Origin of the sequence: Curtobacterium sp. MCSS17_015, from assembly GCF_003234265.2 — a bacterium.
GTDB lineage: Bacteria > Actinomycetota > Actinomycetes > Actinomycetales > Microbacteriaceae > Curtobacterium.
Map to the genome: position 1 here is coordinate 219,515 of NZ_CP126256.1, position 22,817 is coordinate 242,331.

General features: G+C 70.7%; 23 protein-coding genes. 18 read left to right on the forward strand and 5 right to left on the reverse strand.

Translation table 11 applies throughout. The annotated features are described in order from the left end of the window. The first annotated feature begins 4 nt into the window (after positions 1 to 4). The gene (locus DEJ18_RS01020) at positions 5 to 2,140 is read left to right on the forward strand and encodes an MMPL family transporter (protein WP_111211375.1); all 2,136 of its coding nucleotides are present in this window, start codon (positions 5 to 7) and stop codon (positions 2,138 to 2,140) included. A 12-nt stretch (positions 2,141 to 2,152) separates the two neighbouring features. Beyond that, positions 2,153 to 2,803: a GntR family transcriptional regulator gene (locus tag DEJ18_RS01025; protein WP_111082248.1), complete on the forward strand. Its 651-nt coding sequence runs from the start codon at positions 2,153 to 2,155 to the stop codon at positions 2,801 to 2,803. Positions 2,804 to 2,819: 16 nt separating this feature from the next. Here DEJ18_RS01025 and DEJ18_RS01030 read toward each other — a convergent pair whose 3' ends face one another. Continuing rightward, positions 2,820 to 3,680 carry a YdcF family protein gene (locus DEJ18_RS01030; protein ID WP_181434266.1) on the reverse strand — a complete coding sequence of 287 codons (861 nt, stop codon included), beginning with the start codon at positions 3,678 to 3,680 and terminating at the stop codon, positions 2,820 to 2,822. A 124-nt stretch (positions 3,681 to 3,804) separates the two neighbouring features. Here DEJ18_RS01030 and DEJ18_RS01035 point away from each other — a divergent pair, with 124 nt between their 5' ends. Together DEJ18_RS01035 and DEJ18_RS01040 are read left to right on the forward strand one after the other, a co-directional pair. Continuing rightward, positions 3,805 to 5,313, forward strand: a complete 1,509-nt coding sequence (locus tag DEJ18_RS01035) for an LCP family protein (protein ID WP_258377003.1) — start codon at positions 3,805 to 3,807, stop codon at positions 5,311 to 5,313. A 60-nt stretch (positions 5,314 to 5,373) separates the two neighbouring features. Continuing rightward, entirely contained in the window at positions 5,374 to 6,156 is a 783-nt protein-coding gene (locus DEJ18_RS01040) for an endonuclease/exonuclease/phosphatase family protein (protein WP_111211378.1), read from the forward strand. Between the two features lie 75 nt (positions 6,157 to 6,231). On the opposite strand, the gene DEJ18_RS01045 is transcribed toward DEJ18_RS01040, so the two are convergent. Further along, positions 6,232 to 6,954: a hypothetical protein gene (locus tag DEJ18_RS01045; protein ID WP_146241625.1), complete on the reverse strand. Its 723-nt coding sequence runs from the start codon at positions 6,952 to 6,954 to the stop codon at positions 6,232 to 6,234. A gap of 190 nt (positions 6,955 to 7,144) precedes the next feature. On the opposite strand from DEJ18_RS01045, the gene DEJ18_RS01050 reads away from it, so the two are divergent. Continuing rightward, positions 7,145 to 7,351: a hypothetical protein gene (locus DEJ18_RS01050; RefSeq protein ID WP_111082253.1), complete on the forward strand. Its 207-nt coding sequence runs from the start codon at positions 7,145 to 7,147 to the stop codon at positions 7,349 to 7,351. Between the two features lie 103 nt (positions 7,352 to 7,454). Then, complete coding sequence (locus DEJ18_RS01055) at positions 7,455 to 8,366, forward strand: SDR family oxidoreductase (protein WP_111211380.1); 912 nt, start codon at positions 7,455 to 7,457, stop codon at positions 8,364 to 8,366. A 74-nt stretch (positions 8,367 to 8,440) separates the two neighbouring features. Here DEJ18_RS01055 and DEJ18_RS01060 read toward each other — a convergent pair whose 3' ends face one another. Then, a complete protein-coding gene (locus DEJ18_RS01060) occupies positions 8,441 to 8,761 on the reverse strand; it encodes a hypothetical protein (protein WP_111082255.1) in 321 nt (106 codons plus the stop codon). A gap of 208 nt (positions 8,762 to 8,969) precedes the next feature. Here DEJ18_RS01060 and DEJ18_RS01065 point away from each other — a divergent pair, with 208 nt between their 5' ends. Continuing rightward, the gene (locus DEJ18_RS01065) at positions 8,970 to 9,662 is read left to right on the forward strand and encodes a TetR/AcrR family transcriptional regulator (RefSeq protein WP_146241626.1); all 693 of its coding nucleotides are present in this window, start codon (positions 8,970 to 8,972) and stop codon (positions 9,660 to 9,662) included. A gap of 105 nt (positions 9,663 to 9,767) precedes the next feature. Then, entirely contained in the window at positions 9,768 to 9,962 is a 195-nt protein-coding gene (locus tag DEJ18_RS01070) for a DUF2795 domain-containing protein (RefSeq protein ID WP_110903840.1), read from the forward strand. Positions 9,963 to 10,082: 120 nt separating this feature from the next. Here DEJ18_RS01070 and DEJ18_RS01075 read toward each other — a convergent pair whose 3' ends face one another. Both DEJ18_RS01075 and DEJ18_RS01080 read right to left on the reverse strand, forming a co-directional pair. Next, on the reverse strand, positions 10,083 to 11,585 hold the full coding sequence (locus DEJ18_RS01075; RefSeq protein WP_111211381.1) for a threonine/serine exporter family protein: 1,503 nt from the start codon (positions 11,583 to 11,585) through the stop codon (positions 10,083 to 10,085). A gap of 93 nt (positions 11,586 to 11,678) precedes the next feature. Next, the gene (locus DEJ18_RS01080) at positions 11,679 to 12,119 is read right to left on the reverse strand and encodes an OsmC family peroxiredoxin (protein ID WP_110825588.1); all 441 of its coding nucleotides are present in this window, start codon (positions 12,117 to 12,119) and stop codon (positions 11,679 to 11,681) included. Positions 12,120 to 12,291: 172 nt separating this feature from the next. Between DEJ18_RS01080 and DEJ18_RS01085 the strand changes: the two genes are divergently transcribed. From DEJ18_RS01085 to DEJ18_RS01130, 10 genes are all read left to right on the forward strand, one after another. Beyond that, positions 12,292 to 13,335, forward strand: a complete 1,044-nt coding sequence (locus DEJ18_RS01085; RefSeq protein ID WP_111211382.1) for an NAD(P)-dependent alcohol dehydrogenase — start codon at positions 12,292 to 12,294, stop codon at positions 13,333 to 13,335. 23 nt (positions 13,336 to 13,358) lie between these two features. Next, positions 13,359 to 14,813, forward strand: coding sequence for a type IV secretory system conjugative DNA transfer family protein (locus DEJ18_RS01090; RefSeq protein WP_258377004.1), 1,455 nt, complete (start codon positions 13,359 to 13,361; stop codon positions 14,811 to 14,813). Next, positions 14,810 to 15,238, forward strand: coding sequence for a DUF4913 domain-containing protein (locus DEJ18_RS01095; protein WP_111211383.1), 429 nt, complete (start codon positions 14,810 to 14,812; stop codon positions 15,236 to 15,238). Before DEJ18_RS01090 ends, DEJ18_RS01095 begins: the two co-directional genes overlap by 4 nt. A gap of 270 nt (positions 15,239 to 15,508) precedes the next feature. Next, a complete protein-coding gene (locus tag DEJ18_RS01100; RefSeq protein WP_181434268.1) occupies positions 15,509 to 16,498 on the forward strand; it encodes a LacI family DNA-binding transcriptional regulator in 990 nt (329 codons plus the stop codon). A 116-nt stretch (positions 16,499 to 16,614) separates the two neighbouring features. Continuing rightward, entirely contained in the window at positions 16,615 to 17,976 is a 1,362-nt protein-coding gene (locus DEJ18_RS01105) for a sulfatase family protein (protein ID WP_146241627.1), read from the forward strand. Between the two features lie 19 nt (positions 17,977 to 17,995). Then, complete coding sequence (locus tag DEJ18_RS01110; RefSeq protein WP_258377012.1) at positions 17,996 to 19,348, forward strand: sugar porter family MFS transporter; 1,353 nt, start codon at positions 17,996 to 17,998, stop codon at positions 19,346 to 19,348. Positions 19,349 to 19,675: 327 nt separating this feature from the next. Next, positions 19,676 to 20,635: a formylglycine-generating enzyme family protein gene (locus tag DEJ18_RS01115; RefSeq protein ID WP_111211387.1), complete on the forward strand. Its 960-nt coding sequence runs from the start codon at positions 19,676 to 19,678 to the stop codon at positions 20,633 to 20,635. Then, positions 20,632 to 21,018, forward strand: coding sequence for a YidH family protein (locus tag DEJ18_RS01120; RefSeq protein WP_258377005.1), 387 nt, complete (start codon positions 20,632 to 20,634; stop codon positions 21,016 to 21,018). Before DEJ18_RS01115 ends, DEJ18_RS01120 begins: the two co-directional genes overlap by 4 nt. Then, a complete protein-coding gene (locus DEJ18_RS01125; RefSeq protein ID WP_111211388.1) occupies positions 21,015 to 21,371 on the forward strand; it encodes a DUF202 domain-containing protein in 357 nt (118 codons plus the stop codon). Before DEJ18_RS01120 ends, DEJ18_RS01125 begins: the two co-directional genes overlap by 4 nt. Positions 21,372 to 21,611: 240 nt before the next feature. Then, complete coding sequence (locus DEJ18_RS01130; protein WP_220034354.1) at positions 21,612 to 22,205, forward strand: recombinase family protein; 594 nt, start codon at positions 21,612 to 21,614, stop codon at positions 22,203 to 22,205. The last annotated feature ends 612 nt before the right edge of the window (positions 22,206 to 22,817 follow it).

Here is a 22,817-nt window from a genome sequence, read left to right on the forward strand (position 1 = left end):
CGTCGTGTCCCGCCTCCTCCGCATCGCGATCCCCGCCCTCGTCGTCCTCGCGTGGCTGGTCGTCGCCGCGATCGGCGGCCCCTTCGCCGGCCGCATCTCCGAGGTCTCGACGAACGACCAGACCTCGTTCCTGCCGGCGTCGGCCGACGCGACCGCGGTGCAGGACCGCAGCAGCGACTTCCGCGACGCCACCGGTGCGCCGGCGATCATCGTGCTCGAGCGCGACGGGGGGCTCCGCCCCGGCGACGGCGCCGCGGCGGAACGGGTCGCCGACGCACTCGGGGAGCGCGACGACGTGGACCAGGTCAGCCCCGCCATCCCGAGCGCGGACGGCGACGCGGTCGAGATCGTCGCGACGCTCACCGCCGCCGCCGAGCCGGGGAACGCGGTCGACGCGATCCGCACGGACCTCGACGCCGCACTGCCGGACGGACTCAGCGGGCACGTCACCGGACCGGCGGGCTTCACCGCCGACCTGACCGCGGCGTTCGCGGGCATCGACGGGCTGCTGCTCGGTGTCGCGCTCGCCGCGGTGCTCGTCATCCTGGTGGTCGTCTACCGGTCGCCACTGCTGCCGTTCCTCGTGCTCGCCACGGCCGTGTTCGCCCTCACCGCGTCGATCCTCGTCGTGTGGGCGCTCGCGAAGGCCGGTGTCGTCACGGTGAACGGGCAGGTGCAGGGCATCCTCTCGATCCTCGTGATCGGTGCCGCGACCGACTACGCGCTCCTCTACACGTCCCGGTACCGCGAGGCCCTCCGTGACCACCGCACGGGGTGGGACGCGACCAAGGCCGCGCTCCGGGTCTCCCTCGAGCCGGTCATCGCCTCGGGCGGCACGGTCGTCGTCGGTGTGCTGTGCCTCCTGCTGTCCGACCTCGACTCGAACAAGGCGCTCGGGCCGGTGGCGGCGATCGGCATCGTGTCCAGTGTGCTCGCCGCCCTGACCCTCCTGCCCGCGCTGCTGCTCTGCTTCCGCCGTGCCGCGTTCTGGCCGCTCCGTCCCGCGTTCGGCAGCGCCCACCCGGTGCTCACCGGACCGGACGCACGCGGGCTCTGGGCGCGCGTGGGTCGGCTGGTCGGCGGGCGCTCCCGGACGGTCTGGGTCGTCTGCACGGTCGGACTCCTCGTGATGGGCACGGGACTGATCGGCCTGCGCGCCGACGGGGTGCCGCAGAGCGACCTCGTGATCGGGCAGTCACCGGCGCGCGACGGCCAGACCGTGCTCGCCGACCACTTCCCCGGCGGCTCGGGCAGCCCCGCGCTCGTCCTCGGTGACGCCGACCGCATCGACGAACTCGCCGACGCGGTCGCCGACGTCGACGGCGTCGACGGCGTGAGCGCTGCTGCGCAGGACTCGCCGTCCGGCTCCGTCCCGGTCGCGGCCGGCAGCGCGGCCGGCGCCCCCTCCGGTGTGTCCGCTCCAGGGCCGACCGTGTCCCGCGGTCAGGTGCTCCTCGAAGCGACCCTCGCCGACCCGGCGGACTCCACGGCGGCCGAGCAGACCGTCCGCGAGCTCCGCACCGCCGTGGAGCGCGTCGACCCCGGCGCCCTCGTCGGTGGCGTGACGGCCACGGCGATCGACACGAACGACACCGGCATCCGCGACCGGACCGTCATCATCCCCGTCGTCCTCGCCGTGATCCTGCTCATCCTCATGCTGCTGCTCCGGAGCGTCGTCGCGCCGCTCGTGCTCATCGGCAGCGTCATCGTGTCCTTCGCGGCCGCGCTCGGCGTGGGGGCGCTCGTGTTCGACCACGTGCTCGGGTTCCCCGGCGCGGACCCCGCCGTGCCGCTCTACTCGTTCGTCTTCCTCGTGGCGCTCGGCGTGGACTACAACATCTTCCTCATGACACGGGTGCGTGAGGAGACCCTCCGCCACGGCCCGCGGGAGGGTGTGCTCCGCGGACTCGGGGCGACCGGCGGGGTGATCACCTCGGCCGGGGTGGTGCTCGCCGCGACCTTCGCAGCACTCGGGGTCATCCCGATCCTGTTCCTCGTCCAGATCGCCTTCGTCGTCGCGTTCGGCGTCCTGCTCGACACCGTCGTGGTCCGATCGCTGCTGGTCCCGGCGCTCGTGCTCGACCTGGACCGCCGGGCCTGGTGGCCCTCGCGCCTCTCGCGCCGACCCCGTGACATGTGACACGCTGATCGCATGCCAGTCCCCTCGACCCAGCCCGCCGCCGAGCGCAAGCTCCTCCGCGACACCGTGCAGGACAAGATCCGGACCGCGATCATGGACGGCACGCTCGAGCCCGGCGAACGACTCAACGACGACGACCTCATCGCCTGGCTCGGCGTCTCCCGCACCCCCATCCGTGAGGCGCTGGCCGAACTCGCCCGCGCCGGACTCATCGAGATGGCCCCGAACCGGTACACCCGGGTCGCATCGCCGTCGGCAGCGGAGCTGCTCGACGCCTACCAGACCCTCGGTGTGATCTACGGCGGTGTCGTCCGGCTCGCCGTGCCGCGCTTCACCGACGCCGAGCGCCGCAGGGTCGTGGGCACGCTCGACGACGTGCTCACCCGACTCGGCAAGGGGCAGCAGGCCGAGATCGCCCACGACGGCGCCGGCATCTACTCGATGTGGGCGGACGCCTGCGGCAACGCGTCGCTCGAACAGCTCTGCCGGTCGACCACCGACGGCCTCGCCTACAAGCTGCGCGTCCCGGAGATCGCCGAGGTCGTCCCGCCCGAGGTGGTCGCGCCCCGCATCCGGGAACTCCGGGACGCCGTCGTCGCCCAGGACCCGATCGCCGCTGAGCTCGCGATGGAGGCCGCGCACCTGCTGCCGAGCCGGGACTGACCGTGCCGCAGCCGGACTAGCGGGGCAGCGCGCCGGTCACGAGTGCGGCGGCCCACAGCGCGACGATCGCCGCGACGGCGCCCGCGTGCCACCACGCGTGCATGACGAGCACGGCGGCGAACTCCCGCAGGAACGCGCTCGGGACCGACTGCCGCGCGGTGGGCGCCCCGAGCACGCGGGCATCGAGCCCCGCGGGCCGAGCCGTGATCGCGGTGCGCATGACGTGGTAGTCGTTCGTCACGACGAGCGTCCGCCCGCCGATCCCGGCGTCGTGCAGGACCCTGCGGGAGAACCGGAGGTTCTCGCGGGTGTTCCGGGAGCGCGGCTCGCGGTGCACGAGCCCGGACGGGAGGCCCTGGTCGACGAGGTACTCCGCCATCGCGTCCGCCTCGGTCCGGTCCTCGTCGTCCCCCTGCCCGCCCGAGACGACCACCACGGGCGTGCGGCCGGCGGCGTCCGACCGGCGGAACACCTCGATCGCACGGTCGAGCCGGGACCGCAGCATCGGCGACACCTGCCCGTGCACGAGCCCGCACCCGAGGACGACGACCGCTTCGGCCTGCTCCGTCACGCGGACGTGTCCGTAGGCGACGGCCGCCCCGAGGAACACGAGGAAGGCGGCGGCGACGTACCCGGCGACCGCCACGACGAGCACGAGGGCCGCGGAACTGACCGGGGTGCCGAGGCCTGCGAGCACGACGACCAGGGCGTCGAGCGCCAGGAGCGCGACCCCCACCACCAGGGCGAGGAGCCGGGTGAGGCTGCGGGCGCCGCGGCGCAGGGCGCGGACACCGTTCCCGACCAGGAGGGCTGCGACCAGGGCGCAGCACACAGCGAGGACGGACAGGAGCACCATGCGACCGTACTGGGCGACCATGTGCGGACGGGCCACGCTGCGGCGGAGGTGGGCCGGGCCTCCCGGAGGGATCCGTACAGGTCCGTCCAGCTGCGTCCAGCCGGAATCCATGTCATCCGCGTGCCCCACCGTTATGGTTCTCCCCGTGACGAACGCACCCGAGGAGACCAGGCCGCGCCGTGCCGACCGCGCCGTGCCGCCCCGCCACGGGCGCCGGAAGCGCCACTGGGGGATCGTGCTCCCCGCGGTGGCAGGCGTCCTCACGATGGCCGTGCTGCTGAGCGGCGGGTACGCGGCGTACGCGTACAACCGTCTCGCGAGCAGCGTCACGAAGGTGGACGCGATCGGCAGCGCGCCCGCCGCGGAGGACGACGTCGACGGCAGGGCGATGAACATCCTGCTCGTCGGGGACGACCACCGACCGGACAACGCCACCCCCGAACAGCTCGCCGAACTGAGCACCGAGTCGGACGGCGGTGCGACCAACACCGACACCATGATCGTCCTGCACATCGCCGCCGACGGCCGCAGCGCGACGATGATCTCGTTCCCGCGGGACTCCTACGTCGACATCCCCGGCGTCGGCAAGGGCAAGCTCAACAGCGCGTTCCACTACGGCACCCTCGACGGTGGCGGTGACAGCGGCGGCGCGAAGAAGCTCATCGCGACGATCCAGGACCTCAGCGGTCTGACGATCGACCACTACGTCCGGGTGTCGCTGCTCGGGTTCTACGAGATCGTCAAGCAGCTCGGGCCGGTGAACGTCTGCCTCAACCAGGCCGCGAAGGACTCGTACTCGGGCGTCGACCTGCCCGCCGGGGTGTCGGAGCTCGACGCCAAGCAGGCCCTGTCTTTCGTCCGCCAGCGTCACGGCCTGCCGAACGGCGACCTCGACCGCCAGGTCCGCCAGCAGTACTTCCTGTCGCAGGAGGCGCGGAAGATCCTGTCGGCCGGCACGCTCCTCAACCCGGTGAAGACCACCAAGATCATCGACGCGATCGGTGACTCCGTCGAGACCGACCAGGGCCTCGACCTGCTCTCGCTCGCGCGGCAGATGAGCAACCTCCGTCCGTCGAACATCAAGTCCGCCACCATCCCGATCCTCGGCACCCCGACGGTCTACCCGAACGGGTACGCGCTGTCGGTGGTCGAGGTCGACACCGTCGGCATGCCCGCGTTCGTGCAGGGCCTGGTCGGCGAGGCGCCGGCGTACACGGAGGCGAAGGCCGCCGACCCCGCGTCGGTGTCCGTCACGGTGTCGAACGGCAGCGGTGTCACCGGTGCGGCGGCCGCTGCGAGCGAGGTCCTGACCGCGCGCGGGTTCCAGGTCGCCACACCCGGGTCCTCGGACACGACGGCGACGACGATGGTGCAGTACCCGGTCGGCCAGGAGGCCCAGGCCAAGGCCGTCGCGGCCGTCGTCCCCGGCGCGGTGCCGGTCCAGAGCACCACGGTGCAGGGCGTCACGCTGGTCCTCGGCACGGACGGGAAGACGCCCACCGCTCCGGCGGCGGCGCAGCCCGAGGCCCCGGCGCAGCCGTCCGAGCAGGCATCCGAGGAGGCCGAGGCGCCGCAGTCGTCGGAGGCAGCGGAGCCGAGCCCCTCGTCCACGGCCGTGCACGAGTACGGCCAGGAAGGCGTCTGCATCAACTAGCGCTCGCGTGCGACGGACGGCGGGCGGCAGTGCCCGGGTGCGCGCGGGTAGGTTCGAGGGGTGACCAGCACCGCGCGCCCGATCACCCTCATGACCTACAACATCAAGAACCCGGACCCGGCGCACGACTGGCCCGCCCGTCGGCCCGTCGTGCTCGACCTCATCCTTCGGCACGACCCCGACCTGGTGTGCGTGCAGGAGGCCTTCGACCACCAGATGGACGACCTCCGGGCCGGGTTGCCCGACCACGCCGACATCGGCCAGGGGCGCGAGGGCGGCACCGCGGGCGAGCACCCCGCCGTCTTCTACCGCCGCGACCGCTTCCGTCCCGCCGACTCCGGCTCGTTCTGGCTCTCGGACACCCCCGACGAGCCGGTCTCGAACACGTGGGGCAGCCTGTACCCCCGCATCGCGAACCACGTGCAGTTCCTCGACGCGGAGGGTCCGACCTTCACGCTGCTGACCACCCACATGGACCACGAGCGGGGCCCGCACGGCGACGAGGTCCGCGGGCGCAGTGCGGCGCTCATCGTGCAGCGGCTGTCGGTCGTCGACGGGCCGGTGCTCTTCGCGGGGGACTGCAACGAGCCGTTCGGGGCGGGTGCTGCCGCGCAGGTCTTCACCGACGCCGGTTACACGGACGCGTGGGCCGTGGCCGGGGACCCCGACGACCGGACGGCGTCGTACAACGAGTGGCAGCCGCCGGTGGCGAGCGGAGAGCGCATCGACTGGGTGCTCACCCGCGGGGTCGCCGGCGTCGACCGCGTGGTGATCGACCACGACGGGCCCGAGACCTGGTTCGCGAGCGACCACTTCCCGGTGGTGGCGACGATCCGGGTCTGAGCCCCACCGGTCTGAGCCCCACCGGTCCGCCCCGGCCCGGACGGACGGGATCGGGTCGGCCCTCGGCAGGTCCGCTCAGCAGGTCCGTGTCGCGTGGACCGGCATCGGCGACCCGATGACGGTCACGGTGGACTCCTGCGTCAGGACGGACACGCCGTTGTCGCCGTCATCGTCGTGGTCGGACGGCCATCCGGGCGCGAGCAGCAGCTGCCACGCCTCGGCGTCCTCGGACCCGAGTGACTCACGCTCGTCCGCCGGGGCGTGCTCGATGCGGGAGCGGACGTCGTCGCCGACCTGCACCCCGTCCGGGCCGGACAGCTCGACGGGCGACCCGAGGCGTGACCGGACGTGGTCGCGCAGGACCCGGATCTCGACCCGGTTGCCGGCGGCCGCGGGTTCGCGAAGCGCTGCCACGCGGAGTGCGCCGCCCCAGGTCGAGGTCGTGCTCGCGGGGACACACCGGCCGGCATCGCCGACCGCGGTCTGCGTGCGCGCGGGTGTCCCGAGCAGGCGGTTGAGGACCCCGACGGTGTGCTTGGCGTCGCGCATCGACACGACCGACACGGTGCGGTCGTCGGAGCGCAGGACGATGGACTCGGCACCCAGCTCGACGGCGTCGACGGTGCGCAGCGCTGCCGCGGAGACGGGGCGCCAGCTCGGGACCGGGGTCGGCGTCGAGGTGGGCTCGGCCGCTGCCGCTCGGTCCTCGTCGTGACCGGGCAGGCGGTCGACCGACGCGCCACCCGCCACGAGGGCGAGCACCACGGCGCCGATCGCCATCACGGTCCTGGGGGTCACTCGCTCGACGCTAGCTGCCCGTGCCCCGATGCACGACGGGTGTTACCGAAACGGGGCCGCACCGTCACCGGACCGTGATCTTCCGGTGGGGACACGTCACCCGCGCCGGAACGCCGGGACGGGAGGCGCGACGCACCGAGCCCGGGAGTCCCCCGACCGCACGCGCCCGGCTCCGCGTAGCGTCGTCGGCATGGCGGAGTACGTGGTGGACAGCACGGGGGACAACGCGGCGCACGGCGTCGACCTCATCGACGGCGATGCGCCGCCCGTCCGGATGATCGTGCACGGGGACCTGCCCGACTCCCTCGAGCACGACGGCCGGACCTGGACGCGCACCGGCGACGCGGAGGACCAGGGCGACGACGCCCCGCCGATCTCGGTGTACCGACCCGTCTGATCGGCGGAGACCCCGGCCGGCTCCGTCGGGGTCCATCCGGAGTGCGCGGCGGGGGACATCCGCCTGAACGGGAGCGGGTGCCCGGCTGCGTACCGTCTGGCGCATGACGGACCAGCGGATCGACCAGTACACCATGCAGGACCCGACGAAGCTCTACGCCGACAAGAAGCCGGACGAGCAGTACCTCGAGGGTGCCGGCACCGACGCCGAGATGGCGGAGAACACGCCTGCCGACCACGGTGAGGACACCTACCGCGGCTCGGGACGACTCGAGGGCCGCAAGGCACTCGTCACCGGTGGCGACTCGGGTATCGGCGCGGCCGTCGCCATCGCCTACGCCCGCGAGGGTGCCGACGTCGCGATCGTCTACCTGCCGGAGGAGCAGGAGGACGCCGACCGCATCGTCGGGCTCATCGAGGCGGCCGGTCGCAAGGCCGTCGCGATCCCCGGGGACATCACCGACCTGTCGTTCTGTGAGCAGCTCGTCGAAACGGCCGTGCAGGAGCTCGGCGGCCTCGACATCCTCGTCAACAACGCCGGCAAGCAGCAGAACGTCGACGACATCACGAAGATCTCCGACGACGAGTTCGACGAGACGTTCAAGACGAACGTCTACGGCACCTTCCGCATCACGAAGGCGGCCGTCCCGCACCTGAAGCCGGGCTCCACGATCATCAACACCACGTCGATCCAGGCCTACGCGCCGTCGCCGCACCTCGTGCACTACGCGGCCACGAAGGCGACCGTGAACAACATGGCGAAGGGGCTCGCCGCGCAGCTCGCCCCGAAGGGCATCCGCGTCAACGCCGTCGCCCCGGGCCCCATCTGGACCCCGCTGCAGCCGGCCGGCGGCCAGCCGCCGGAGGCGCTGCCCTCCGCCGGCGAGCAGACCTACCTCGGTCGCTGGGGCCAGCCCGCCGAGCTCGCGCCGGCGTACGTGTTCCTCGCCAGCGGCGAGTCCTCCTACGTGGTGGGCGAGACGCTGCACGTCGACGGCGGCATGCCGACGCCGTAGTCAGCGCTCCGGCGGTCACGCCGTGACGGACGGGAGGCCCGTGGCTCGCCAGCCACGGGCCTCCCGTCACGCGGTCAGCGCGTCCCGCAGGTCCGCGCCATCGTCTCGAGGAGCTCCCGGGCCGCGAGGGCGGCCGCCAACTCGACCTCGACCGGGTTGATGCCGACGGCCTGCTCGAACTCGCGGCGCCGGGCCTGCAGCGCGACCGGGACCTCGGGTCGTTGCGGCAGGACGGCGATCGCGGCGGCGGCGGCCTCGAACGCGCCGTCCGGCCGGCCGAGGAACTCCCACATCGTGCGGACATCGTGCGCGACCTGCTCGGGCGTGCTGCCGAACTCGAAGCCGGCGGAGGCCATCGTCGCGAGCCCGTGGGCGGTGGAGTCGTTCGGGGACATGGCGGCATCGTCACACATCCGGCCGGGACACGCACGCGCCCGGAGTGCCTCGGTCGCGTACTCCGTTGTCCCCCATCCTGCCGACCCCCGTACCGGGGATGCTCGCCGGTCCGGATCTACGGGAGGATCGACGTGCGGACAGGACGTCCGCACCCCCGGACGCTCCGGCCACGACCTGACCGTGCGCGTCCCGGACACGGAGGGCACGATGCTCGAGGACACCAGCGCCGACACGATGGCTGCCGCTGCGGCTGCGGCGACCCTGCACCTGCGGATCAGGATCGTGGGGGCGACGGTCGACCTGCTCCGCGACGTTCCGTTCCACGAGGCCCGTCCCGAGCACGTGGCCGAGCGCCTCGACATCAGCACGTACGAGCTGCAGCAGCACTTCCCCTCGTGGGACGGACTCGTCCTGGCCGCGGTGGACCGTTGGAACGGCGCCCGGATGGACGAGGTCACCCGCGAGGTCGGCGACGGCAGCACGGTCGACCTCCTCCGCGCGATCGTCGCCTCGAACGCCGAGGACCCGGCGCTCATGCGCCTGCTCGTCGCGCTCCTCAGTGTCGCGGGCAACCCGGAGCACCCGATGTCGACGTACCTCCGCTCGCGCTACCAGCTCTTCTTCGCGCAGGTGAAGCGCGGCCTCGAGCACGACATCGCCGTCGGGCGTGCACCGCACACGATGGACCCGCGCCGTGGGGCGGAGCAGCTCATCGCCCTGTACGAGGGGCTGCAGCTGCAGGCGCTCCTGCGCAGCGAACTCGACCTCGTGGCGGCCTTCGACCGTGCGGTGGCGCGGCTCGAGCGCGGCTGGATGGAACGGTACGAGGCACACGCGCAGCGCCGGCTGTCGACCTGGTCCGACGTGTCCTGGTCGGACGACGACAACTGGTCGGCCTGACGTCCGTCGCGTGACGCGAGCGGGCGCTGGCCGCTGGCCGCACCCGCTGGGTCGGTGCCGAGGTGCGCCCGGGTAGGCCGGGAGGCCCAACGGAAGGAACCGATCGTGGCAGCACCGAACCCCATCCAGATCCAGAAGTACCTGAGCGGCATCGACTACCCGGCCTCGAAGGACGACGTCGTGTCGACCGCCGAGAAGGAGAACGCTCCCGACGACGTGCTCGAGGCGCTCCGTGCCATCCCGGACGGCGAGTACGACGCCCCGACCGCCGTCTCCAGCGCGGTCTCGGACGCGAGCTAGCGGCCATGCCCGCGCCGAGCCTCGCGCTGGCGGACAGGTCCCGTGGCCAGGAGCCCGGACGATGTCCGCCGGGGCGAGGTTCGGCTGCGTGACGCGGTCTCCGGCGGCACCGCGGGCGCGTCACCAGCGCGGGACGGACCCGTTCCCGGGGTCGTAGCCCGAGTCGCGGATGACCGGCATCGCGGTGGTGTCGCTGTGGACCGAGTGCACCTCGACCCGACGCCCGCGACGGAGCGCTCGGCGGGCACCCGGCGTCGCGAACAGCCCGCCGAGGACGAGTCCGGCGCCGATAGCGAGCGCGACCGTGACGGCCGACCCGAAGTCGAGCACCGAGCTCGACGACCCGCTCATCACGTTGAGCAGTGCGTTCGACACCGCGACGCCGGGGAGCAGTGCGCCACAGAACGCCGGCACCGCGATGGCCGCCACGGCGGTCCGCATCCGCACGGCCGCGTAGGTCGAGAGCACGCCGAGCAGTACCGACGCGACGAAGGTCGCCCCGAGCAACGGCAGCCCGAACGCCTTGAGCTGCCAGAGCGCCGCCCCCGCCGCGACCGAGAGCACCACGGCGACCGGGATCACCCGCGCGCTCGCCTGCTGCACGAAGCAGTTCGCCCCGGCGGACACCACGGTCAGGGACAGCGAGGCCCAGAGCGGCAGGGCCTGGGTGACGATGCCCGACGGGTCGACCTCGAGCCGGAGCCAGTGGGTCAGCGCGATGCCGGCCGGCACCCCCACGACGATCGCCGCGATGAGCATGCCGATGGTGAAGGCCCGAGCCACGGCCATCGCGCGGAACCCCGAGATCGCGTCCTGCGCCCACGTGACGAGTTGCACGTGCGGGAGCAGGAGCACCACGAGCGCGGCCACCATCGTCGCCGCCCCGGTCGGGGTGAGCACGCCGGCCCCGATCGCCAGGGTGCCGATCACCGACGCCACGGCGCCCTGCGCGCCGGACACGAAGAACTGCGGGTAGCCCCGCCCGGTCAGCCACCGCCCGGACACGATGATGCCGAGCATGAGGACGAACGCCCCGAGGCCGGCCCGCCAGCCACCGCCCGCCTGCATGGCGATCGAGGTGCCGAGGACCGACAACCCCACGTCGGCGAGCCACATCGGCCACCGCGGCGGCATCCGGAGCACCGCCACGAGCGCGTTCACGGCGCTGGTCATGTCCCGGTCGTCGTGGATGACGTCGTCGACGATCTGGTTCGCCCACGCCAGGCGGGCGAGGTCGGAGCCGTCCGAGCGGGTGCTGCGGACCTTGACGAGCGGTGGGCCGTCGGTGGGGGAGTACTGGATCGTCACGGCGCTGCCGGAGAAGTCGAGGTCGAGCGGTGCGAGGTTCCACTTCGTGGCGACCGCGATGACGGCGGTCTCGACGCTCCGGGTGTCGGCCCCGGAGGCGAGCATCACCTCGGCCAGGTCGAGACAGAAGTCGACGATCTGCCGGGCGGAGTACTGCTCCCGCAGCGACCGGGTGTCCGGCTCGACGTGTTCGTAGATCGTGCCGCGCAGTCGGGCGCGGACGTCGCGCATGTCGTGCTGGGCGACGCTCCGGGCCCTGGAGTGCGGTCGGGGTGGACGGCCCGGCCGCGGGCCGGGGAGGAGCGGTTCGGCCATCGCACCATTGTGCATCCCGTCACCGGGGAGACGGACGCAAGGCCCACCCACCGGACCGGTGGGTGGGCCTTGCATCAGGAGCGTGCTCGGTGCTTACTGCTCGAACGTGGCGTGCAGCTCGATGTCGACACCGGTGAGGGCCTTGCTGACCGGGCAGGTCGCCTTGGCCTCGTCGGCGGCCTTCAGGAAGGCCGCCTCGTCGATGCCGGAGACCTCGCCGGAGACGGTGAGGACGATGCCGGTGAGCTTGAAGCCGCCGGCCGAGTCCGGGCCGAGCGAGACGTCGGCCTTGACGTCGAGGGACTCGACCGTGCCGCCGGCCTCGCCGAGGATCGCGGAGAACTGCATGGCGTAGCAGGACGAGTGCGCTGCGGCGATGAGCTCCTCGGGGCTGGTGGTGCCACCGGCCTCGTCGGCGGCGCGCTTCGGGAAGGACACGTCGTACGTGCCGACCTTCGAGCTGGAGAGTTCGACCTGGCCGGAACCGTCGTTGAGGCCGCCGTTCCAGGCGGTGCGTGCGGTGCGCGTGGGCATGGCCGCTCCTTTCGTTCGGGGTGCGGGCCGGATGTGACCCTCGATGCCGAGTCAACCGGAGAACGCTCGTTCTCGCAACCGTTGCACAGGCGGGACGCAGAATGTCACCGCTGCTCGTCCCACGGCCCCGGTGCCGCTCCGCCGAGATGGACGACAGGTGTAGCTTTACGGCATGCGTGCAGTCGTGTTCGAGCAGTACCAGACGTTCCCCTCCCTCACGGAGGTCGAGAAGCCCGCGCCCGGGCCCGGCGAGGTGCTCCTCAAGGTCGCCGGTGCCGGAGCCTGCCACTCCGACGTCGCCGTGTACCGCGAGTTCCAGGAGGGGCAGCCCGGCGCACAGCGGCCCGGGTTCGTCCTCGGACACGAGAACTCCGGCTGGGTCGAGTCCGTCGGGGACGGCGTCACCGGCTTCACGGAGGGCGACGCGTACCTGGTCTACGGCCCGGTCGGCTGCGGCCACTGCCGGTACTGCTCGAAGGGGCAGGACACGTACTGCGAGAACGCCGCCACGAACCCGTACATGGCCATCGGCCTGGGGCGCGACGGCGGAATGGCGGAGTACGTGACCGTCCCCGCCCGCAACCTCGTGCCGCTCGGGGACGCCGACCCCGTCGCGGCCGCACCCCTGAGCGACGCGGCCCTCACGCCGTACCACGCCGTCAAGAACTCCCTGCCGAACCTGGCCGGCGGCGGGAAGTACGCGCTGGTCGTGGGTCTGGGCGGCCTCGGGCAGATCGCCGTCCAGATCCTCACCGCGCTGACCGGCGCGACCGTCATCGCGACGGACATGAAGGAGGACGCCATGGCGCGCGCTGCCGAGCGCGGCGCGATCACCGTCCCCGGCGGTCCCGACCAGGTCGCGCGGATCCGTGAGATCACCGGCGGCAAGGGCGTCGACGCGGCGTTCGACTTCGTCGGCGCGACCCCGACCATCCGGACCGCTCAGGCGTCGATGGCCGTCGGTGGTCGCTTCACCGTGGTCGGCATCGCCGGCGGCACCACCGAGTGGGACTTCTTCTCGACGCCGTACGAGTCGACGATCACGAACACCTACTGGGGCACCATCGAGGACCTGCACGACGTCGTCGCGATGTACCGCGCGGGGCAGATCGAGCCGGACGTCGAGCGGTACGCCCTCGCCGACGCGCTCGAGGCGTACCGCAAGCTCGAGGCCGGCGAACTGTCCGGCCGCGCGGTGGTCGTCCCGACGCTCTGACCGATCAAGAAGGGCACCGTCGAGTGGACATCGGTTTCGACGGCGCTCTCGGTGAATGTCGCGTCCCGCTCGCCAGGGACCTGCGCTCCGGGACGATGCTCTACGCATCGTGGGAGGACGTCACGATCGGCATCGCCGGCCCCCGCGTCGGGAGAACGACCGCGCTGGTCGTCCCGGCGATCCTCGCCGCTCCCGGCGCCCTGTTGACGACGTCGAACAAGCCCGACACCGTCGAGACGACCCGCAAGCTGCGCGACGAGGTCGGCACGACGTGGGTGTTCGACCCGCAGCAGGTCGTCGACGAGGAGCCCACCTGGTGGTGGAACCCGCTCTCCTACGTCACCGACGACACCACGGCCGCGAAGCTGGCCGGGCACTTCGCCGCCGGCTCCCGCGAGCCCGGCGACGAGGGCGACGCGTACTTCGACCCCGCCGGCAAGAACCTCCTCGCCGGGATGCTGCTCGCTGCCGCCCTCGACGGGCGCGCGATCACCGACGTGTTCACGTGGCTGACCGACCCCGACAACCGCGAGATGGTGTCGGTCCTCCGAAGCGGCGGGTACCCGCTCGTGGCGGACGCCGTCGAGTCGGAGACGCGCGCCCCTGAGCGGCAGCGTGCCGGTGTGTACGGCACGGCTCGGAAGATGGCGGGCTGCCTGCAGAACAGCCGCATCGGCCGGTGGGTGACGCCCGTCGGCGGGAACATGCGCGGCGACCGCCGCCCGCAGTTCAACCCGGACGAGTTCGTGCGCGGCACCGACACCCTCTACTCGCTCTCCAAGGAGGGTGAGGGCACGGCCGCACCGTTGGTGACCGCGCTGACCGTCGCCGTCGTCGAGGCAGGCGAGCGCCTGGCGAAGACGCAGGCCGGTGGCCGCATGGCCACGCCGCTGCTGTGCATCCTCGAGGAGGCCGCGAACGTGTGCCGGTGGAAGGACCTCCCGGATCTTTACTCGCACTACGGGTCGCGCGGGATCCCGATCGTGTCGATCTTCCAGTCCTGGTACCAGGGCGTCGACGTGTTCACCCTCGCCGGCATGCGGAAGCTGTTCAGCGCCGCCAACGACGTCGTGTACCTCGGCGGTGTCAAGGAGACCGAGTGGCTACGGGAGCTGTCGGAGCTCATCGGCGACTACGACCACGAGACCATCTCGTACTCGATGAACAAGGGCGTCCGGTCGACGAGCGTGCAGAACACCCGCCGCCGCATCCTCGACCCATCCGAGCTCGCAGGGCTACCCCGGGGACGTGCGATCCTGATCGCGTCGGGTCTGCGGTCCTCAATGGTGAAGACGGCACCCTGGTACGAAGGCCCGGAGGCCGAGAAGGTCCGCGCGTCGATCACCGCATACGAGGACGCCGCCCGGGCCGAGCGCACGGGGTCGACGTCGCCGCTGGCGTCGCCGTTGCCGGCGGGGGGCAACCCGTGGCTGAACGCCTCGACGGTGCAGCCGATCGAGGCGGAGGACAACCGATGAGCGCCGTCGCGGAGTGGGACGGCCACGGCCACGGCGACGACGTCGACGAGGCCGACGAGGTGCTCGAGGAGCCGGAGACGTTCTATGGCTCGGCCGACGAGTTCGTGCGAGAGTTCCTGATCGTCACCTACCGCCGCGAGGTCAGCCCGAAGGGCGACTTCCGGTGGGACCCCCGCTGGTGGATGCACCCTGAAGCCGTCGCGCGTCTCGATGCCCTCTGGCGCACCTGGGAGCACTTTCGGGGCGACGGAGCGACCGGGATGAGCGTGTGGTGGCGTGACCACGCCGATCACCACATGAGCGTCCTGCTGAGCTCCGCGGGACCGTTCGCCAAGACGTCCGGAACCACGGAGCCAGGCGACCCGCTGCCCTACACAGCACCGCCGCCCGGATTGTTCATCGGCGTCCGCAGCATCGCCGACTGAATACGTCGGGATAGGTGCGACACCGGTGCTGCAGCGCGACGGTTTCTCCTGCGGGAGATGCTGCGCATTCACCTGACCCGGAGGAACAGAACCCACGGTGCCGCGCTGTCCGTCCTGGCCCAGGGTGACAGCGGTGATGACATCTGCCGACCTCCTCGACCACCCGGTCGCGAGTGCTTTAGTCGCGCGACGGAAGGGTCATGAAAGAAAGTGCGCCCCGTGCCGCATCGGTGGGGGACCAGGGTCGGTTACGATCCGACGGTGCCCCGTGTGACCCTCGCTGACGTCGCTCGCCACGCGGGGGTCTCGAGAGCCGCCGCCTCCCTCGTGGTCCGAGACGAGGGAAGGCTCAGCGAGGCGACCCGCAATCGTGTTCGCGCCTCCATGCACGAGTTGGGATACGTCTACCATCGCGGTGCGGCATCCCTGAGGATGCAGAACACCTCTACCTTCGGGCTGATCGTGACGGACCTCACTAATCCGTTCTTCGCCGAGATGACCGTCGGGTTCGAGGAACGTCTCGAGCGCGACGACCTCCTCGCGTTCGTCACGAACACCTTCGACCGACCCGGCCGGCAGGAGGCTTTGGTCCGCAGCATGATTGAACGGGGCGTCGACGCGCTCGTGGTCGTTCCCGTGCAGACCGAGGCGGGTACTGCGACGATCGATGCAGGAGGCCTACCAGTCCTCGCAGTGACCCGTCGTCCGGAGGATGGAATTGCGTATCTGGGGCCCGACGACCGAGTCGGCGGTCACCTCGCAGCGCGTCACCTCATCGACCACGGGCATCGACGTTTGGTCTACCTCGGGGGACCGCGCCACGGTTCCGCCCGCAAGGAGCGGATCGCTGCCGTCAGAGAGGAACTGGCGGCAGCGGGAGGAACTCTCGTCGCAGACCTCGACGGGCGGACCTCTCTCGGAACGGGGCGGGACGCTGGCCGGGTCCTCCTCGATAGCGGCGTCAGCTTCGACGCGGTCATCTGTCACAGCGACGAGATCGCGTTCGGGTTCGCGGCAGCGCTCCGCACGGCTGGTCGAGCGCCGGCGAGCGTGCCCATGGTTGGGTTCGATGGACTCGCGGCCGGCGCCGTCATGGACCCACCGCTGACCAGCGTCTCCGTCGGCCCGGGACGGCTCGGCGCGTACGCGGTCGACGTGCTCACAGGGCTCCGAGCGGGAGCCGAGCCGACGACCGAACTCCTGACGCCTCAGCTTCTCGTCCGCTCGTCCTGCGGATGCGCGGACGACCAGGATCCCTGATCCGAGACACCCGCACGGCAGCGGTAGCGGTCCCCCTCCAACGAGAGTAGGGTCTGCTGGATCGATCTAGTAGATCGATCCAGCAAATCGTCAGCGTCGCCGAAAGGACATCATCCGTGGCCGCAGTCCAAGGAACCCGCCCAGACATCGTGCTCGTGCACGGGCACGACCTCGGCCGGTGGCTCACCGTCTACGGCATGCCCTCGGTGCCGAGCACCGAGATCCAGGCGTTCGCTGACCGCAGTGTCGTCTTCGACAACGCTCACGCGGCAGCACCACTGTGTTCGCCGGCCCGCGCATCGCTCTTCACGGGCCTCGCGCCGCATCGACATGGCGTCCAAGGCCTCGCGCACCACCAGTGGCGGTACCGCCACAACGTCCTCACGGCTCCGGAACGCCTCCGCCCGCTCGGTTACCGGTCCACACTGATCGGCCTGCAGCATGAGAACGCCGACCCGTCCGTGCTCGGTTTCGACGAGGTCGGCGGCGTCGGGTTCCTGCCCCGAGCGCACCAGGTAGTCGACGCCACATCGGCGTGGCTCGAGGACCTCGCACCGCGGGCCGAACGTGAACCGCTGTTCCTGACGGTCGGCGTGTGGGAGGTGCACCGCCCGTGGCCGGCCGAGGACTACACGCCCGCCGATCCCGCGGCGGTGGACGTGCCGGACTACCTCCCGGACAACGCCGACACCCGCGAGGACATCGCCGCGTTCCACGGCTCGATCGCGCAGTTCGACGACGCCATGGGTACGCTGTTCCGCCGCATCGACGAGGTGCTCGACCCGGCGACGACCCTGGTCGTGTTCACCACGGACCACGGGGCGGCGTTCCCCCGCGCGAAGAGCACGCTCTACGACGCCGGTACCGGGGTCTCGTTCATCGTGCGCCCCCCGACGGCGTGGAACGTCGCTCCGGGGCGGCGCGAGCAACTCGTCAGCCACCTCGACATCGTCCCGACGCTCCTCGAACTCGCCGGCGGCGACCTCGACGCCGGACTCGAGGGGCAGAGCCTCATCCCGGTACTCGCTGACGGCGTGCCGGACGAAGACCGTGCAGTCGTGACGGTCAAGAGCCACCACGACGCGTACGACCCGATACGCGCCGTCCGCTCCCGCGACTTCGCGTACATCCGCAACTTCACCGATGGCCCGAAGCTGACCCTGTCGCTCGACCTCGAGAACAGCCCCACCAGGCGAGGGATGGGCGACGCGCACCTCGAACCCCGCCCTCGCGAGGAACTCTACGACCGCCGCGTCGACCCAGACGAACTCACCAACGTGGCGGCGCAGCCCGAGTACGCGCCCGTGCTCAGGACCTTCGCCACCACCCTCGACCGCTGGATGGACGACACACACGACCCGGTCCGACGCGGCGAGGTCGAACTCCCCGCTCACCGTGACCGTGAGGTCGACGCGCTTCCGGCCGTCCCCACCGTGTCAGCACCGCATCCCACCATCACCCAGACCGAGACGAACTGAGGACCATCACGTGACCACCATGTCTGCGACGAAGCAGCGCACGCCCTGGCTCATCTACGCCTTCGGCGCCCTGGCCGAACTGCTCTTCGGCTACGACACCGGCATCATCGGCGTCGCCATGCTCTCCATCCACGGTGAGTTCGACCTCACCCCGGCGGAGCAGGGCTTCGTCGTGAGCTCCCTGCTGCTCGGCGCCGCCATCGGCGTCGGGACCGCTGGACGGCTCGCCGACCGCCTCGGACGGAAGCCGGTGATCCTCATCACCGGCATCGTCTTCGCCGTCGGCGGCCTCGTCGCAGCGCTCGCTCCGAGCGTCGTGGTCCTGGTCATCGCACGCCTCGTGATGGGTCTCGGCGTCGGCGCATCCGCCGTCGTGGTGTCCGTGTACCTCGTCGAGGTAGCGCCCACACGGCACCGCGGGAAGATCGGCTCGCTCGGCCAGCTCGCCGTCGTCACCGGTGTTCTCGTCGCCTACCTCGTCGGCTACGGCCTCCAGCCCTCCGGCGATTGGCGGCTCATGCTCGGCCTCTCGATCGCACCGGCACTCATTCTCGTGGTCGGGCTCGCCCTGATGCCCGAGACGCCGCGTTGGCTCGTCGCTCACGGACGATCCGATGACGCGCGTTCCTCGCTCGGCCGCCTCGGGCGCCCGGACACGGCGAGCATCGAGGTCGCCGACCTCGAGCGTGCGCACGCCGCAGACGCTCGCTCGGGTCTCAGTACCGGCGAGGTGATCCGACGTATGTTCGCGCCGGCGGTTCGATCTCGGACCTGGGCTGCGATCGGGCTCGCTGTCCTCGTGCAGTTCGTCGGGACCAATTCGATCCTCTACTTCGCCCCGACCACGCTCGTGCACGCAGGATTCGGCGAGACCGCAGCCGTGACCGCCAACCTCTCCGTCGGTGTCGCGAACGTCCTCTTCACGCTCCTCGGCATGACGCTGGTCGACCGGATTCCCCGTCGGCGACTCCTCACCATCGGCACCATCGGCATGATCGCCGCGATGGGAGCCCTGTCGATCTACACCACCGTCGAACCGGACCCGTCGCCGACCGGCGCCTGGGTGACCCTCGTCAGCATGATCGTGTTCCTGTCCGCGTTCGCCCTGTCCTGGGGTGTGTGCGTGCGCGTGGTCATCTCCGAGCTGTTCCCGTCCGCGATCCGAGGAACCGCCGCCGGCCTGGTCCTGGTGCTGAACTGGCTCGCCAACTTCGTCGTCGGGCAGACCTTCCCGTCGCTCCTCGCGTTCAGTGGGGCTCTCAGCTTCGCGATCTTCGCCGTCGTCGGCGTCCTCGCGCTGGTGTTCATCGGAAAGATGCTCCCCGAGACCGGCGACGGCCGCAGCCTTGAAGAGGTCGACGAACGAGCATGACGCGGCGGTGGCCGAGGGATTCAAGCTCTCGGCCACCCCGTCATGCCCCGCCTGGTCGAACCACGGACCCTGCACGAGCACCACGGTCACGACTGATGGGCGCCGCCCGGACGGGACGTTCGCGTCCAGTATCCCCACGCCCACGCCGATGCGTCGGATCGCTGCTCTTTGCGGTCTTGCACCGCGGGATGGGCCTGAGTACTAGTGCCGTCGACCAGAACGGAGAATGAGACCGTGACCGAGAACTCAGCGGACCGCGCACACGACTGCTGCGCACCTACCGACCGCTCGGCATTGCTGACCGGTTCCCGGCTGCCCCTTGTCGCGATGGACACGGCCGGAACCCAGGACAGCACCATCCGTCACACGATCCGTCGGGCTTCCATACCTGCGCAGACGTTCCTGATGGGTGACGGGCAGGGCGATGGGAAGTGGGGCGATGGTGAAACCCCGGTGCATCCGGTGACGGTGTCCGCGTTCGACGTCGACACCACGAGTGTCACCAACGACGACTTCGCCCGTTTCATCGACGCCACCGGGTACCGCACCGAGGCTGAGACGTTCGGCTACTCGGCCGTGTTCCACCTCGCTCTCGACGCCGACGATGCGGACATCCTGGGACAGCCGCCCCAGACGCCGTGGTGGTTCGGAGTCCGCGGTGCGGACTGGCGTCACCCGGGCGGTCCACGCTCCTGCATCGACGGGCTGGGCGACCACCCGGTGGTGCATGTCTCGTGGAACGACGCTCAGGCGTATTGCGACTGGGCAGGTCGGGCGCTGCCGACGGAAGCGCAGTGGGAGGCCGCGTCGCGCGGCGGTCTCGACCAGGCCCGGTACCCGTGGGGCGACGACCTCGGCGCCGCTGACGGCGACGGGCGGGACTGGCGGGTGAATATCTTCCAGGGCTCGTTCCCGACCTCGAACACGCTGGACGACGGGTTCCTGACGACGGCGCCGGTACGGACGTACGAGCCGAACGGCTACGGGCTGTGGCAAACGGTCGGAAACGTGTGGGAGTGGTGTGCCGACGCCTTCGACGTCGGCACCTACGCCCGCGACGCTGCATCCGGAACGGCGTCCGACCCTGCCGGACCTGGTGCCGTCCGCCCAGATGCGCCGCGGGTGATGCGCGGCGGCTCGTACCTGTGCCATGACTCGTACTGCAACCGCTACCGCAACGCCGCTCGTTCACAGAACACGCCGGACTCATCGATGGGGAACGCCGGCTTCCGCACCGTCTCCCGCGGGATGAACGACGGGGCGGCTCGGCTGGAAGGCATGGCGTGAGCATTGAGGATCTGTCCCCGGTAAAGGACCGACGGTTCCCACGCGGGGTGTACCGACACGGGGCGGAGCCGGATGCCCGGTTCAGTCTCGCGAACGAGCGGACCTTCCTCGCGTGGATCCGCACCGCGCTCGCGCTGCTCGCCGGTGGAGTCGCGTTGGAGGCGCTCGGACTGAGCATTCAACCCGGTTTCCGGTTTGCAGCGTCCCTGCTGCTGATCGTCACCGGGATCCTCACCCCACTGCAGGCGTGGATCGGATGGGTCCGGTCAGAGCGAGCCCTGCGCCAGGGCACATCGTTGCCGGCCGCAGCGCTCGCGCTGCCGATCGGGATCGCGGTGATCGTGGTCGGGGTGCTGATCTTCCTCGGTGTCGTGTTCCGGTGACCGACTCGGGCCGGCAGGTCTTCGACCCTGGGCTGCAGCCGGAACGCACCGCCCTCGCGTGGCGGAGAACCGGGTTGGCGATCACCGTCGCAGCCCTGGTCGCAGTGCGGATCCTGCCCGAGGTACTGGGCCCCTGGGCGATCGTGCCCGCTGGCCTCGGCCTCGCCGCCGCAGTTGCAGTCTTGATTGCCGCTCATCGACGACACCAGGCCGTTCACCGCACGCTCATCGACGCAGATACTGATCGCGTTTCCCTGCCGTCCGGCGCACTACCTTTCGCCGTCACCGTTCTCGTCACGGGAGGCGGCATCGCAGCCGCGATCGTCGTCCTCATGACGCACCTCGAGCAGTAGTCGGAGGAAGGGCCGGCAGGTAACCGTTGGCTTTAGCTGGTCCCTGCATCACCGCCGTGAGTCCGAGCGCCGCTAAACTCCGGTCCGCCTCGGAAAACTATAGGTTTTTGAGACGCAGTCGTGAGACAGTTGGCGGCTCGAGCGAGTCCAGTGTTTCTGCGCGTCTGGATTGTCTCGAAAAGTCGTCTCGACGCGGTTGGTGCTTCAGCGGGTGGTCATAGGGTTTTCTGAGACACTTGCATGGTGAGACTGCTCGGGTATACGCGTATCAGCACTGGAGCACAGGACGCGACACTGCAAGTTGATGCGTTGGTCGCGGCGGGGGTGCAGGAGCGGGACATCTTCGCTGATGTCACTTCGGGCCGAAAGGAAGCTGCTGCTCGTCCTGGGATGGGCCGGCTGCTCGAGCACGCCGCTGCCGGCGACACGGTCGTGGTGTGGCGGGTTGATCGGCTCGGCCGATCGCTCGTCGACGTATTGAGCACGGTGGCGATGTTGGGGGAGCGGGGCATCGGTGTCCGGTCGGTGTCGGACGGGATCGACCCGGCGACGTCGACGGGTCGGCTGATGTTGAACCTAATGGCGACCCTGGCGGAGTACGAACGCGAGCTCATCGTCGAACGGGTCACCGCCGGCATCGCTGCAGCGCGGGAGTCAGGGACCCGGTTCGGGCGTCCGCCGTCGGATCCGAAGATCATCGCTCGGAAGCTCGCGATCGTGAACGAAGCACGAGCCGCTGGCCACACTGCCGCGGATGCCGCGGAGTTGGTGGGGTGGTCGCGGGCGACCTTGTACCGGCATCAAGCGCAGGCTGCAGCGCCCGTAGACGAATAACCAAGGTGTTCGCGGAAGCTACCCGACTGCATGGACCCTGGCGCCCCGAGAAAGGGTGACGTAATCTCGCCTTCGCTGCACCGCGGGCCGCGGGAGCTCGACCCCCTGTTACCGGGCTGGCCTCGTCGAGAGGATCGTTTGGAGCTCGACGGCGTCGCAGCGCGAGGGTGCCTGCCCTAGACCCGAACCAGTGGCAGGCGCCCTCGCCGCACAGGAGGCCCGATCGAGCTGCCTCCAGAGTCTTGCTGCGGCCAGGGCGGCCCACCCCATACTCACCCGAAGAGCAGTGGCACGGACCACCCTGGCCGGTCTTACGGGAGCGATTCGAAGTCGAGTCCCTGTCGGTTTGGTGCTCACCTGCATCTTGGTCGGTTCCCGATGTTGCTGCTGCTGCAACGGGTCTAGACGCTTGCGCACATCTGTTGCAGAGGAGCGCGATACCACTCCAGAGCAACACGGCATGGGCGCCTGAGCACTGTCGCACTGGGGTATACCCCAAAACAACACCGAGGCCTGAACTTGAAGGTGATAGAGGCGAACAAATCGGAGCAGGCGGGCAAGCCGATGACTGACGCGTGCATCAGTCGGAAATCCCGCCCTTCGGACTAGACA

What these genes read in the sequence shown, in the direction of transcription:
- DEJ18_RS01025 (WP_111082248.1), top strand. Translation starts at nt 2,153, where the DNA reads ATGCCAGTCCCCTCGACCCAGCCCGCCGCCGAGCGCAAGCTCCTCCGC.
- DEJ18_RS01060 (WP_111082255.1), bottom strand. Translation starts at nt 8,761, where the DNA reads ATGTCCCCGAACGACTCCACCGCCCACGGGCTCGCGACGATGGCCTCC.
- DEJ18_RS01030 (WP_181434266.1), bottom strand. Translation starts at nt 3,680, where the DNA reads ATGGTCGCCCAGTACGGTCGCATGGTGCTCCTGTCCGTCCTCGCTGTG.
- DEJ18_RS01075 (WP_111211381.1), bottom strand. Translation starts at nt 11,585, where the DNA reads ATGGCCGAACCGCTCCTCCCCGGCCCGCGGCCGGGCCGTCCACCCCGA.
- DEJ18_RS01050 (WP_111082253.1), top strand. Translation starts at nt 7,145, where the DNA reads ATGGCGGAGTACGTGGTGGACAGCACGGGGGACAACGCGGCGCACGGC.
- DEJ18_RS01055 (WP_111211380.1), top strand. Translation starts at nt 7,455, where the DNA reads ATGACGGACCAGCGGATCGACCAGTACACCATGCAGGACCCGACGAAG.
- DEJ18_RS01110 (WP_258377012.1), top strand. Translation starts at nt 17,996, where the DNA reads ATGTCTGCGACGAAGCAGCGCACGCCCTGGCTCATCTACGCCTTCGGC.
- DEJ18_RS01085 (WP_111211382.1), top strand. Translation starts at nt 12,292, where the DNA reads ATGCGTGCAGTCGTGTTCGAGCAGTACCAGACGTTCCCCTCCCTCACG.
- DEJ18_RS01115 (WP_111211387.1), top strand. Translation starts at nt 19,676, where the DNA reads ATGGACACGGCCGGAACCCAGGACAGCACCATCCGTCACACGATCCGT.
- DEJ18_RS01130 (WP_220034354.1), top strand. Translation starts at nt 21,612, where the DNA reads ATGGTGAGACTGCTCGGGTATACGCGTATCAGCACTGGAGCACAGGAC.
- DEJ18_RS01080 (WP_110825588.1), bottom strand. Translation starts at nt 12,119, where the DNA reads ATGCCCACGCGCACCGCACGCACCGCCTGGAACGGCGGCCTCAACGAC.
- DEJ18_RS01095 (WP_111211383.1), top strand. Translation starts at nt 14,810, where the DNA reads ATGAGCGCCGTCGCGGAGTGGGACGGCCACGGCCACGGCGACGACGTC.
- DEJ18_RS01065 (WP_146241626.1), top strand. Translation starts at nt 8,970, where the DNA reads ATGCTCGAGGACACCAGCGCCGACACGATGGCTGCCGCTGCGGCTGCG.